We start from the raw sequence: 14,438 nt of genomic DNA on the forward strand, positions 1-14,438 counted from the left end.
TTTGAAAATTACCCCTATTTTAGCCGCTACCTTTTAAAACCGATCTGCCAGATGCTCAAAAAAATCACTGTTTCCCTTATCCTGTGCCTTTTCAGCACTTTAATTTTCGCGCAAACTACTATTAAACAAAGTATCAATACCAACTGGGCCTTCCATAAAGGAGATATTGCCGGTTTGCCCGCTGCAACAACGGATGCATCGGCCTGGCAAAAGATCAGTTTGCCGCACAGTTGGAACACTACCGATGCTAACGACGACGAACCTGGATATTACCGTGGCATAGGTTGGTATAAAAAGACCATCTACCTACCCGCACAATGGAAGGATAAGCAGCTTTCTCTCTTTTTTGAAGGGGCCAATGAAGTAGCCGAAGTATATGTAAACGGTAAGCTTGCCGGTAAGCATACCGGCGGTTACACTGCGTTCAATATCCCTGTTAATACATATTTAAAGCCTTTTGCAAAAGATAGCTTAACGGCAAACGAAATCATGGTAAAACTGGATAATAGCCACAACGAAGATATTCCGCCGCTTGATGCAGATTTTACCTTTTACGGAGGTGTTTACCGCGATGTATATATCGTGGCCTCAAACCAGATAGCATTTGATAATGAACTGGCTTCGCCCGGTATCCGAATAAAAACGCCTTCAGTAAGTGCTCAAAAAGGGGAATTGCTGATTGAAGGGACTGTAAATAATCTGTCAGCAAAAAAAACTAAAGTTAAGGTTATAAGTGAATTAGTTGATGCTGATGGTAAAGTTGTCGCAAAAATACAAAGTGCGCTTGGTTTAACTGCCGGTGCTAAGATTGCGTTTAGCCAGAAGCAAATAGTCGCCAATCCGCATTTATGGTCGCCGGAAGCGCCTTATTTGTATCATGTGGTTTCAAAGATCATTGATGCTTCAAGCGGGCAGCAACTGGATGGAAGCAGCAGTGCGTTTGGTTTTAGGTGGTTTAGTTTTGATGCCGATAAAGGGTTCTTTTTAAACGGGAACCCGGTTAAGCTGATAGGTACTAACCGTCACCAGGACTTCCAGGGAATGGCTAATGCCATACCCGATGCCATTAATATCCATGATATGGAATTACTGAAAGCGATGGGCGCAAATTTTATCCGCATAGCACATTATCCGCAGGATCCATCAGTATTGGAGGCTTGCGACAGGTTGGGAATCCTGGCATCGGTAGAAACTCCCGAGGTTAACCGGATCACCGAAACCGCTGCCTTTGCCGACAATGCCAAACACATGCAGTTGGAAATGATCCACCAGAATTTTAATCATCCAAGCATCATCATATGGGCTTATATGAACGAGGTAGAGATCGTTCCGCGATATAAATCAGGATCGGATGAACAGAAGAAATATTTTGTGAACCTGGTTAACCTGGCCAAACAAATAGATAGCCTCACCCGTAAGGAAGATCCGTCGCGTTATACCATGATCCCCTGCCATGGCGATTTCGACAGGTATTATAATACAGGCTTAGCTGCTGTGCCGCAAATTGTTGGCTGGAACCTGTACTACGGCTGGTATGCTAAAGATTTTGCCGGACTGGATAAGTTTTTGGAGAAACACCACCAGATGCTGCCAACCAAACCTATGATCATCACCGAGTTTGGGGCCGATGCCGATAGCCGCCTGCACAGCGTCGATCCGGAGCGCTTTGACAAAACTGTTGAGTACGAAGTAAAGTATCACCGGTACTATCTCGAACGTATCAATAAGCTGCCATTTGTAGCCGGCGGTGCTATCTGGAACCTTGTTGATTTTAATGCCGAACAAAGGCAGGAAGCTACACCGCATATCAATACCAAAGGTTTGTTAACTAATGATCGCCAGCCTAAAGAAGCATACTTTTTTTACCAGGCTAATTTGCTCAGACAACCTTTTATCAAAATAGGCACAAGCGCACTCAAAGCCGGTAACGCTGATGAAAACAATGTTTGTTTACAACCGGTAAATGTGTACAGCAACCAGCCGCAGGTAAAACTATGGCTCAATGGTAAGCTGCAGGAAAGTAAAACCGTTCAGGATGGCATGGCCACTTTTACTGTTCCTTTTACATCAGGCAAAAACACACTTAAAGCAACAGCCGGCGAAGGTGATATTCAGGAAGATTTTATGGCGGTTGATTTTAACCTCATCCCGCATGATCTGAACAATCTGCAAACACCATTTACCGAGCTTAACGTGAGCCTTGGTGACAGGCGACAATTGGTTGATGATAAGCTGCACCAGGTTTGGGTACCGGAGCAACCCTATACTAAAGGCAGCTGGGGCTATGTAGGCGGTGAGATATTTACTCTCGGTAAAAACGGTCAATTGCCTTATGGCTCAAACAAAAACATTCTCGAAACCAATTACGATCCCATTTATCAAACACAACGCGTAGGTTTAAGTGATTTTAAACTGGATGTACCTGCCGGTAAATATGAAGTTACTCTACATTTTGCTGAGCTAACTACTAATGATAATTCGCCGCAGTTGGTTTATAACCTCAATAATTCAACCCAAAAACAAACCGCTGCGGCGCGGAGCTTTGATGTGCTCATCAACGGACAAACCGTTATTGAAGGGCTAAGCAACAGCAATTACCTTGAACCGCTGAAGGCTTATTCAACTAAAATTCCGGTTAGTGTTGGTGGTGATGGGATTACGATCAGCTTTAAAACAATAACCGGGCAGGCGATACTAAATGGGCTACAGGTGAGGAAGGTTTATTAAAAAGATAAAAATATCATTGCAAGCGTAGCGTGGAAATTGCACACAAGCGCATCCGCTCCGTATGGCTGCGAGATCGCCGCGCTACGCACGCAATGACATTCTTTTACCCTCCCATCTCCTCCAACCTCGCATAAATTTCAATCATAGCTGCCTGGTCAATCAGGCTTTTGATACGATGAGGGCCAAGCAGGTTTTTATCATCCCGTTCCTGCTGCCAGGTGCGGTTGGCGTCGTCAACAAAAAACCGGAATTGCTTTTTGTCCTTATCAACACGGTATAGTTCCTGGTAACCGCGAAGTAAAACAGCATTGAACCAGTAGTTGCCCGGCAACCTGTTGTTGCGGTAAAAATATTGTTCAGAAGCTTTGGCGATGCGGCGGGCTTCAATCAAATATTTTTTGTCGTGGGTGATGTTATAAAGCAGCACATTGGCTTGCAGCATTGTGCCTGCATTATAGGTATAAATAGCTGAATCAATCTTTAACGACGGCACCTTAATATTATCATAAAACAATCCTGATGGTGCCTGTAAGTTTTTATTTGTCCAGTTATAGGCCAGCAATGCGGTGTCCAGATATTGTTTGCGCCCTGTCGCTTTATATAACTGTAAAGCCACTAATATCCCCGGACCATTTGAGCAGGTGTTTTTACTTTTCAGATTACCCTCTTCCCAATAAAAACCGCCGCCTGCTTCATTGGTATAACCGGTTAATAAAAACCGATAGATCATTTTTGAGGTTTCCAGATATTGCTTATTATGGGTACGGTTATAGGCATCCATTAAAGCGATAGCTACCCACTCGTTATCATCATAAAACCGTGAATCCTGTTTTTCTTTTGCTACCATGGCCTGGTAAGCCGGGGCGGGTGAGCGAGGAGAATAATACTGCTGAATAGCAATCATAACCGGTTTAAGATATTGCTTTGAAGGTTCAAGCACTTCCATCTCATTAGCAGCCTGTACTAAAGCACAAAGCGGCCATAAAAACGAATGGTTGCCTTTATTCTCGGCAGAATCAGTAGTTTCGAGATACAGGCCGCTTTTTGTATCAGCAAAATAGGCGTTGATGTTTTGATTGATGATCTTTATCCGCTCCTTGTAGTTAGGTGTTTGGGCTCTCGTACTAAAAGCTGTGATAATACAAAGCAGGACGATAAGTTTAATTTTCATAGATAATTGTATTTGAGACAGGTATAATTTAAATACTAAAATAAGCCATAAAAGTATTCAACTACTTTTATGGCTTTTATTGTTACAAAACCGTTTTTTAAAATTTGCCTGCAGCTTTCAGCGTTGCGGCAGCTTCAACCATCATTACACCGCTTAGTTGCGTAGTTAAATCGGTTGTACCAGATGGTTGTTTTTTCCAATCGGGACTTATCATCAGCGATGGCCGTTCGATCCCCGCCGTGTAGAGTGTTTCGGCATTAAATTTCAGGAAGCTGATAAACTTACTTTTATCTGTTTCAGCAACATCCGGATCAAGGGCCAATAATGTCAGATACCTGATCAGGATCCCTTTAAATAAACCACCATCGCCCTGCCCTTCCGACTTCAGGATTCCGCCCGGCGAAATATCGGTGTCATTAATGGTTGCATTAGCTGTATTTACAGCATCTGTAAGGTAGGCGGCATCTTTGGTGACGTGATAAAGCTCCAAAGCAGCACCAATAAATACCCCCTGGTTGTAAGTGAACTTCCATTTGCTGATTTGCCCATCGCCATTGGCGTTTATACCATCCCAGATAATGCCAGATGGATCAAGCAGGGTTTTCTTTAGCCAGGTGTACAGGCGTTTTGCTGTCGCGAGGTCGGCCTCATTTTTTTCCAGCGCATATAAACGTGCAGCAAAAATGATGGCCGGAGCGTTGGCTGGTGTATTTTTATAATCCAGCTGATTTTTGCGCCAGGCTATACCACCTCCCTGGTTATTGTTTTCGCCGGTTTGGATATCTGCCCAAAGCGTATGCGCTGCGGTTAAATAAGCGGCATCATTTGTGGCACTATTAGCCCTCAGCACAGCCAACGACAACCATTCCATATCATCATAAAAATTATTGGAAAGACCACCGTTAGTGGTTTTTATCCCGGCTAAAAGCGAGCTCATCCTTTGCTTGTAAATATCATTTTTGCTACGCAGATAGGCATCCGTAAAAACATCAAGCGTATGGGCATTTGGCCAGTAATTAAAAGTAGTACTGCCGGCATTGTTAGCCACAAAATAACTTCCGTTTGCCGATAGAAATGTGGTATATGTTTTTTCCTGTAAGGAGTCGGCTGTTTCAGCGTATTTATATTCCACCTTTGCCGAGGCCTTGTTGCCATACAGTGGGAAAGGTTTATCCTTTAGACACGATGAAAAGCTTGCTACCAGCCCTCCTGTGAGGGCAATGGCAGCTAATTTTCTGAATACTTTATTTTTCATAAAATATATTTATTGTGAACCTGCCGCCGGTAAGGCGACAGGTGCTAATCATTAATTATTTTACAGTAACACTATGGGTATAGGCAGCCGCATCAGCACTAAAATCAACCACGATATCTGCATTGTGATTATCGGCAGCCCCGGTAAACTTAAAGCAGAAATCATACTGCGAATTGTTAACCGGCACCATGTACCAGAATGATTTGGCCGTATTAGCATCCGGGCGGCTATTATCTGAGTTTTTGCTGCCATAAAACTGTATTGAGCTATTACCTGCGGCGTCTTTAAACGTAAAGCGGAATTTATAACGCTCATCCCTACCCCATGACTCCTGGTGGAAAACGATAGAAGCATTATCAATTTCCCATTTACCACCTGCTTTGTAAGGGATCGGAAACCAAACTTTATTATCGGCAGCAAACCATAAACCAACTTCTGTCACTTCGGTTATCGCGGCTGAGGCCGAAGTAAAGTCAACCACAATACGTTCAACCTTGGTTGCCCCGGTTACAGTAGTATTACCATCTTTTAAAAGTTTAACGCCATCGATAGAATAGGTAGCAGGCGTGCCTGTGTTACGCTCAGCAAAATGATAAGTACCCGCTTTTAATGATGTCCAGGCTTCAAATACACCGGCGGCGGTTTGCTTAAAGTGCACAGCCTTACTTAAGTCTTCGCCGCCCTCGGTAGCAGAACCGGTCAGGTACAGATCAGCAGGAATATCGGTAAAGCCTGCAGCACGTTGCACTTCAATAATGCTTGATACTGTTGCTTTGACCACATTAATACCTTTTGACGACATTACAGTCCATTTCAATTTACCGGTAGCCTGCGGCTGGATCCCGGCCAGATCGGCCACTTTGTTCAGGTCTTTATAGGAGATGGTCAGTTTGTTGTACAAACCATTAGCATCTGAAGGAATGGTGTAGATCGGTTTTGAAAAATCGCCACTTTCTTTATCAAAAGCTACTTCATACAAAACCAATCCATTATCTTCCGCATGCGCTTCGGCCCATTCAAAGGTAGCAGAACCGGTTACCGGCTCCAATTGGATGAATTTGTTATTTGCAGGAGCAAACAGGTTATTTACTGCCGATACCTGTGTATGCTGTAAGGTTTTGTCCTTTTTACAGCCTGTTACCATTAAAATGGTTATGATGCCTGCCATAAGGCAGTATGTAATATTTTTCATGATCGCAATTGATTATAATGTCTTTTTTATAAATAATTATTGATTTACCAGCCGGGGTTTTGAGTGAGGTTAGGGTCAACGGCACGCTCATCGCGTGGGATTGGCCAGAGGTAGTTTTTCCCCTTGTCAAAAGTGCGCAGGTTAGCCCTGATGTAACCATTATCAACAGATGCAGGGCCATATTTGGCTCCGTGAGCCCAACCGTTCAGTACAGTTTCGGCAGTGTGCCAGCGGCGGATATCAAACACCCGCAGGCCTTCCATAGCCAATTCTACGCGGCGTTCGTTACGAACTATCTCCCTTAAATCGGTTTGGCTGCCGGCTGCGAAATTTAATGCAGGGGCATCGGTAAAGCCGGCACGGGTGCGCAGCGCTTTGATGGTTTTATCCCAAACACCGGCATCCAACTGGCCAAGCTCATTTTTTGCCTCGGCATACATGAGCAGTACATCGGCATAGCGGATAAGGATGAGGTTTAAAGCTGATTGAAAATTCACGGCAGATGCAGGGTCGTAATATTTACGGGTATAATAAGCAGTAGGCGAGCTTACTTTGCCCGGTGCATATTCGTCAGGCTTGGTAGCGCCCGGATCATCGCCTGGTTTGGTATAAATAACCTGAACGTTGTTATCCGGCTTTTTCCATTTATAACCATTGTACACAACCGTATTAGTAAGCCTTGGATCGCGGTTTACATAGGGATTGTTTTCGTCATAACCGGAACCCGCATCGGTGATCTTTTTACCGTTTTCCATCAGGTAGCTGTCAACCAGTTCCTGGGTTGGGGCAAGGGCATTTAAACGAGCTCCAACGGCAAGCGGGGCCATATCAAAAAAGTTACTGTATGTGCGCACATCCGGAACAAACTCCAGATCGAAGATCACCTCACTGTTATATTCATTTTGTGGTAAAAACAAACCCTCGTATGATGGAAAAAGACTGTAGGTACCGTTACTGTTATCATTCATCAACTTTTCGCAGGTGGTAGCTACGTCTTGCCAACGGCTTTCATACAGCAGCACTCTTGCTTTTAAGGCTATAGCAGCACCTTTGGTGATCCGACCTCTGTCGGCATCTTTATAAGCGGTATTAACCGGTAAATCAGTTGCGGCGGCATCAAGCTCTTTCAGCACAAAATCAACAACCTGTGCTTTCGGGGTACGGGCAATGCTTTTTGATTGGTCAATGCTGATGTCTTTATCAAACAAAGGCACATCGCCCCACCAGGTTTCAAGCATAAAGTAATGGAAAGCACGGATAAACCTTGCTTCGGCTTTCATGCGGGCTTTCAGCGTTGCATCCATAGCGGTTACCCTGTCTACATTCTCTAAAAAGATATTACAGGTTTTTATACCGCTGTAATGGAAACCCCACTCCTGTTTGATGCGCCCCAATGATGGGTCATAAGTACCTGCGGCAAGCGAGGCCGCACCCTGGTTATCTCCGCGACCATTATAGGCATTATCCGACGCTCCTTCATTATAAAAGAAATAGTCGTTGCTGAACATTTGCGAATAGGCTGTATTAAGTACCGCATCGGCCTTTTCGGTGGTTGTCCAGAAATTGCTGTCGGTGAACTTATTGGTTGGCGCCAGATCGAGTTTTTTACAGGCCGATAAACTGGCCAGTAATACTAAAAAGGCGGTTTTATATGTCGAATATTTTTTCATGATGGATAGTATTATAGGGTTACATCTAAACCAAAACCGTAGTAAATGGGCGTTGGGTAAGACCGTGCGCTGTTAGCGCCACCGGCCCCCAGGTTACTGTTAAACTCTGTCGATTCTGGGTCGATAAACTTCACGCCCGAAAACGTAAGCAGGTTTTGGCCTGATACATAAGCCCTCAATTTTTGTAAACCCAGCAATTTTGCCCATGCATTGGGAAGTGTATAACCTACCTGTACATTCTTTACGCGCAGATACTTGCCATCAAACAAATACATATCTGAGCCACGCCTGAAGTTGTTTTCGTTTGATTGACTGCCGCTGGCCGCAAGCCTCGGGAAACGGGCATCCGGGTTTTGAGGTGTCCAAAAATCAAGCTCGTGCTGATAGATAACCTGCGAATAGTTTACGTGAAAAGGTTCAACCTGCTCACCACGGATAAACATGCTGCGTTTACCAACGCCTTGTAAAAACAGGTTAAAATCAAACCCCTTATAACTTACATTATAAGTAAACCCAAAAGTTAAACGGGGGAACGGGCTACCGAAAACAAATTTGTCGTTATCATCAATTACGCCGTCGCCATTAACATCCACATAACGGTTGTCGCCCGGAGATACGGTTAAACCGGTTGGCTTAGGGCCGTTTTTAATATCGTCAAGATTTTGAAAATAACCATCACGTTTTAAAGCTACATATGAGCCTATAGGCAAGCCTACGCGATTGATCACCTGCATCTCATCGTAACTTTTCAGCTGATCGCCACCCTCAAGGTAAAGCACCTTGTTTTTGCTGTCGGCCACGTTGAAGCTAAAAGAGTGTTTAAAGTTTTGCGTAGTGAGGTAGTAGTTAACTGTTAGCTCCCAGCCGTGGTTTTGTACTTTACCTGCATTGTAGCTTGGCAACCCGGCACCAAACGTTCCCGGCACAATAGGCGGCAGCAGGATATCGCGGGTGGTTTTATTAAAATAGTCGATAGCTACAGTTAAACTATTTTTCAGGAAACCGGCATCAACACCGATATTGAGTGTTGCAGCACGTTCCCAGCGCAAATCGGGATTGGCAAAGGATATGGCCGTGCCACCCACGCCCGAGTTGTTAAAGCCATAAGCATTTTGGAAGGGGCCGTAAGTGCGCAGGTACTGGTAATCGCTAACGCTTTGGTTACCCAAAATACCGTATGATGCACGCAATTTCAGATCGCCGATATTGTTACGATAGTTTTGCATAAACCGCTCTTCGGTAAGGCGGTAGCCACCCGATACCGACGGGAAGAAAGCACCGCGGTTTTGAGGTGCAAATTTTGATGAAGCGTCTAAACGAAAATCAAACTCACCGTAATACTTGTTTTGGTACGAATAGTTTGCCCTGCCAAATAACGAGTTAAGACTTGTTTCGGTAGTCCCATTATTAGATGCTGATGAAGTAGCCGGATCAATAATTGTACCGGTAGTTGGTGTTCCCAACTCTGGATCGGTATATTTAAGGTGGATGCTGTTTTGCTTAGCCGTGGTAGATTCGTTAGCCACACCTACCAATACATCAACATTGTGCGATTTGTTGAAAGTTTTGGCAAACTCGGCCAGTAACTGCGTATTGGTGAACAAGGTTTTGTTATTATCATCATTAGTGTTACGATCTGCCCCATAAGTTCCGGATGGATAAAAATTCACCTGCTTAACGCGGGTAAACTGGTGATCGGACAATAACCTGCCGCCAAAAACAGCCTTCAGTTTAAAATCTTTGGTAACCGATAGTTCGGCATTTAAGTTACCCAGCAGGTTGTCATCGTCGTGAGTACGGTAACCGCCCTGTTCCAGGATGCCCAACGGGTTAAATTCGGTCAGTACATCATTGGTGAGGTATCGACCCTGGTCGTCCTTAATTTTATAATAGGTTGGGGTACGGCCTGCATCAACAATTAAAGTGCCTGTATTGTAGGAGTGCTCTCTGATCTCAGAACGCGAGTAGGCAAGGATACTTGTGAGCTTTAACTTACCGTAGTTGCTGGTTAAGTTCATGCGGTAGTTATAACGCCTTAAACCATAGTCAGGCCCAACAAGATTGCTGCGCTGATCGGTCACCCCGGCCGATACCAGGAACGAGGTGGTAGCATTACCGCCTGTTAAGCTCAGGTTATGACTTTGCTGCCACGAATCTTTTAAAATAGCATCCAAAAACCATTGCTGATCGCCCTGTTGTTGAAAGTTCCTGATATCCTGCGGACTATAAATTGGCTGCAAACCGGCGTTAACCATAGCCTCGTTACGCAAAATGGCATTTTCATAGCTATGTACAGGCTTATAACCCACATGTGGCGACTGGATACCAGCCTGTCCGTTATAATTTACGGTAGTACGCGAGTTATTTTTACCTTTTTTGGTGGTAACCAAAATAACCCCATTTGCCGAGCGCGAACCATAAATAGCCGCCGATCCGGCATCTTTCAATACCGAAACACTTTCGATATCCAGAGGGTTAAGCAGGTTGATATCACCACCAGTGATACCATCAATAACTACCAGCGGTGTGTTATCATTAAGCGTACTTACCCCACGAATGTTCACATTGGCATAAGCTCCGGGCTCGGAGCTGGTTTGCTGTATAATAAGGTTGGGCGATGTACCCTGCAACGCCTGGGTAAGATTGATTGAAGGTTTTGACTCGATAGCTTTGGCACTTACCTGGTCAACCGCGCCTATAACATTTGTACGTCGCTGGGTACCGTAACCCACCACCACTACCTCGTTAAGCGAAGTGCGTTCGGGAACCAATTGTACATTTATAGTAGCCTCATTACCAATAGACTGCTCCTTAGCTGCATAGCCTATAAAGTTAAATACAAGGGTACTATTGGCATCAGGCACATCAATGGTATAATTACCATTAATATCGGTTACTGTGCCTATGGTGGTACCTTTTACCCGTACGCTTGCGCCGGGTATAACTAAGTTGTTCTCGTCCGTAACTTTACCTTTAACTTTGATGGGTTGCCTGGGACCATGCTCAATCCCTCCCGTATTGCTTTCAATCTCAGGCTTTTCATCAATAACTATAACATCGTCGATGATCTTATAGCTGAGATTAAAGGGCGTTAGCACCTGGTCGAGTACTTCCCTGATACTTTTGTCTTTAACCTTAAGGCTTACAACATAAGTAGGTTTAAGTACATTATCGGCGTAGGCAAATTTGATATGCTTTTCGTTCGAGATCTTATCCAGCGCATCGGTTAGTTTGGCATTTTTGAGCTTGAGCGTAACCGATACCTCCAGAAATTTTTGCCCGAACGTGTTGTTTGCCACGGCCGTAAAGCACATGAGGCAAACCACAAAGCAGGCAAGCGAGGTAATTTTCATTAATATTAATACATGACGAATTACTCCATTTGAAAATAGAGATATATTCATAGATTTGAGAAAATTAAAGTGTTTGAAATTCAAGTGCTTCGTTCTGAATTGGACCTCTAAACGCTGCACTTATTAATAACCCGGCATTTTAGTTTAACCCTGTCAAAATCCCTTTTGAGCAGGGTTTTTTAATGTAATTATGTTATCATAGCTTGTATTTAGGTTAACTGATAATTGGTTTATCTCTTTTTATTAATTGGTTTTAGCGTTAACAACCCCGGCCTTTTAGCTGATAAGCCGAACCTTTTTGCATGGCTTTGCCTTTTACCAGTTTCGATATGATCTTCATGATATTCTCCAGCGAAACATTAGTAAAATTGGCTGTAATCGAACAACGCGCCAGGTTAACATCGGCTTTTACAGTTACGTTAAAGTGGCGGTTAATGGTGTTGAGCACTTCGGGCAGCGCCGCGTTTTTAAATACCAGTTCGCCATCTTTCCAGCTGCTTAGTGCATTCACATCTACCTGTGCATTCTTTGTTACAGATAGCTTATTCTTATCAAAAACAACTTCTTCAGCAGGGGTTAAAAACGTTGTTGTACTTTTCGCCTTACCCGCAGGGGTAACCACCCCTACTTTTCCGCTTAAAACATCAACCTTAATAAAACTTTCGTTAGCGTAGGCTTTGATATTAAAGCTGGTACCCAATACCTGGGTGCGTACTTTTCCGGTATGGATGATGAAGGCTTTGGCCGGGTCATGGGCCACATCCAAAAAAGCTTCACCCTCAAGCCTGATCTCGCGTTTTTCACCACGAAAAGTTTCAGGATAGGTAAGTTTACTGCCCGCGTTTAACCATATTTTGGTACCATCGGCAAGGGTGACGTTTACGGTTTGCCCGTTAGCTGCAACCAATTGCTTACTGGCGATAGGATCCAACCGGTCAAGCAGGGCATAACGGTAATGATAAGCTGCCGTTACCGAAATGCACAAACCAGCAAGAAGCGAGGCTGCAACCATCCATGTTTTGGATTTACCAGGGTTTTTCTTCTCTGCATTATCTAAAGCGGCATTGATCCTGCTATATACGCCATCGGCATTAAATTCCACTTCGTCCCCGGCTTCGTTTTGTACGCTGCGGAGATCAAGCTCATCGAAATACTTGTTTACAAGTTCTTCCTGCAAATGCCTGTCATTTGCACCGGAATGTTTTTTTCTGAAAGGGAACTTTGCCATGGTTTATAACTGCAGGATGCGATAAACCGTGATCCCCCCCAAAGCAATTGAAAATATTTTTTGGCGAGGGTTTATTTTCCGAACATATGCAGCAACAACAGCGCTACTACCGATGGCAGATAGTCTGTTAAACCGGTACGCAGATACCGTAAAGCGATAGTGATCTGGTTTTCGACGGTTTTGATGGAGATGTTTAGCCGGGCGGCTATTTCTTTATTGCTGAGATATTCCTTACGGCTCAGGGTAAAGATCTGCCGGCATTTTTCGGGGAGTTGCGCTACGCCATCATCCAGTAAATGAGTAATATCATCCTGGAACAACTTGCTATCGGCCGAATATTTTTCGACCAGTGTTTCAATCACGGTGAGATCTACAGAGGCCTTTTTAGTGCGCAGATAAAATAACACGCGATGCCTGATCGCTACTTTGAGATAAGCCTCAAGCGAGGTGATATTTAATTGGCTGCGCTTTGTCCACAGATCAATAAATAATTCCTGCACCAGATCTTCACAAACATCTTTATCCCTGAAAAGATTATAGGCCGCATAAAACAACTTCGACGAATATTTATGGTACAGAATTTCAAATGCCTTACGGTCATCAAGCCTTAACTGCTCCAATAACCGGGCATCAGGCCACATTTGATATTCCTTGTCGTGGAGCATAAGCGGGCGGTAAAACGGTTTACTGATTGGTGGGGCATATTTACAAGAAAATTTTTAAATAAAAAAACTTTTGATATCACTCATCAGCAAACATGGCTAACCTACCGATATTTTTTGTCAGTTCATTGATTCAATTGTCTTAAACAAAAAACGCCTGGCAACTATAGCCAGGCATTGAAAGGTTTTAGAAGATGCTTAAAATTTATGAATGTTGTTTGAGTAGTTTTTATGTAGAGACGCATCACATGCGTCTCCCGTAGCATAAGCCGTTTCAATCATTAACTCCAGAAATTTGCATACAGGAGACGCATGTGATGCGTCTCCACATTTTAAAACAATTAATTTCAAACAGCGTCTTAAGAAGAGAGCATTACTTTATGGTCGTGATAATAAGTGCCGAGTTAAGCAGCAGCAATATAGGCTGTATTAAAGTCGAAAAATTCTGCAATTTTTCATTACGTAACGACTTCTTGTTTTGCTCAATGTAAATAACATCATTGTTTTGCATCATCATGGCCGGGCTTGATAATGAAGCCACATCACTCAAATCAAGCTCTATGATCTGCGGATTAACGATCCCGCCGCGCACAACCTTAACATGCTTTTCATTGCCTTTGTCGGTAATGCCGCCGGCTTCGCCCAGCATATCTATTAAGCTGGCATTATCTTTTATCAGCTGATAATTACCGGGACGCCTTACTTCGCCGAGTACGGTAACTTTAAGGTTGATGATCTTTACATCAATAATGGGATTTTTGATGAGATTTTTGCCATAGAGGTCCTGAATTTTATTGGCAGCCTCCAGCCTTGATAAACCATCAACCTTTACCCGGCCAATCACCGGCAGTGCAACGGTACCGTCTTCGGCCACTTCATAACTTTGCCCCACAGCAGCAGCACCGCCGCCTGATGATGAAGGAGCCGTGCCGGCACCCGTTGGGATGTCATCAACTATGTATTTAATGTTTTGCAGGTTGCGCACCTGCAAAACATCCTGCGGTTTTATTTTATATACCTGAGCATTACCAGTGAAGCCTGTTATAGGCGATGCTGCGTCTTTCCTTTCCAGGAAAGCCTGGTTTTGCTTGTAGGAGCATGAGCTGAAAAAACACAGCAGCAAAAACGCCATTAAAACCAACTTTAATGGCTGGGGGGAAATACATGTGATCATTTTTAA

At 43.9% G+C, this 14,438-nt stretch carries 9 protein-coding genes; 1 reads left to right on the plus strand and 8 read right to left on the minus strand.

What is annotated here, in order from left to right; translation table 11 throughout:
* Positions 1-51 precede the first annotated feature (51 nt).
* A complete protein-coding gene (locus ACEN9X_RS02220) occupies positions 52-2,727 on the plus strand; it encodes a glycoside hydrolase family 2 TIM barrel-domain containing protein (protein WP_413668853.1) in 2,676 nt (891 codons plus the stop codon).
* A gap of 103 nt (positions 2,728-2,830) precedes the next feature.
* On the opposite strand, the gene ACEN9X_RS02225 is transcribed toward ACEN9X_RS02220, so the two are convergent.
* The 8 genes from ACEN9X_RS02225 to ACEN9X_RS02260 all read right to left on the minus strand — a co-directional run bounded on the left by ACEN9X_RS02225 (position 2,831) and on the right by ACEN9X_RS02260 (position 14,390).
* Positions 2,831-3,898 carry a glycoside hydrolase family 76 protein gene (locus ACEN9X_RS02225; RefSeq protein ID WP_413668854.1) on the minus strand — a complete coding sequence of 356 codons (1,068 nt, stop codon included), beginning with the start codon at positions 3,896-3,898 and terminating at the stop codon, positions 2,831-2,833.
* A gap of 97 nt (positions 3,899-3,995) precedes the next feature.
* Entirely contained in the window at positions 3,996-5,153 is a 1,158-nt protein-coding gene (locus tag ACEN9X_RS02230; protein WP_413668855.1) for a glycoside hydrolase family 76 protein, read from the minus strand.
* A gap of 55 nt (positions 5,154-5,208) precedes the next feature.
* Positions 5,209-6,345, minus strand: a complete 1,137-nt coding sequence (locus ACEN9X_RS02235) for a SusE domain-containing protein (RefSeq protein WP_413668856.1) — start codon at positions 6,343-6,345, stop codon at positions 5,209-5,211.
* A 44-nt stretch (positions 6,346-6,389) separates the two neighbouring features.
* Complete coding sequence (locus ACEN9X_RS02240) at positions 6,390-8,015, minus strand: RagB/SusD family nutrient uptake outer membrane protein (protein WP_413668857.1); 1,626 nt, start codon at positions 8,013-8,015, stop codon at positions 6,390-6,392.
* A gap of 11 nt (positions 8,016-8,026) precedes the next feature.
* On the minus strand, positions 8,027-11,368 hold the full coding sequence (locus ACEN9X_RS02245) for a TonB-dependent receptor (protein WP_413668858.1): 3,342 nt from the start codon (positions 11,366-11,368) through the stop codon (positions 8,027-8,029).
* Positions 11,369-11,627: 259 nt separating this feature from the next.
* Complete coding sequence (locus ACEN9X_RS02250) at positions 11,628-12,596, minus strand: FecR family protein (protein ID WP_413668859.1); 969 nt, start codon at positions 12,594-12,596, stop codon at positions 11,628-11,630.
* A gap of 71 nt (positions 12,597-12,667) precedes the next feature.
* The gene (locus ACEN9X_RS02255; RefSeq protein ID WP_413668860.1) at positions 12,668-13,261 is read right to left on the minus strand and encodes an RNA polymerase sigma-70 factor; all 594 of its coding nucleotides are present in this window, start codon (positions 13,259-13,261) and stop codon (positions 12,668-12,670) included.
* 370 nt (positions 13,262-13,631) lie between these two features.
* Positions 13,632-14,390, minus strand: coding sequence for a polysaccharide biosynthesis/export family protein (locus ACEN9X_RS02260; protein WP_167667876.1), 759 nt, complete (start codon positions 14,388-14,390; stop codon positions 13,632-13,634).
* Positions 14,391-14,438 lie beyond the last annotated feature (48 nt).

Origin of the sequence: Mucilaginibacter sp. Mucisp86 (assembly GCF_047324315.1) — a bacterium.
In the GTDB taxonomy this organism is placed as follows: Bacteria; Bacteroidota; Bacteroidia; order Sphingobacteriales; family Sphingobacteriaceae; genus Mucilaginibacter.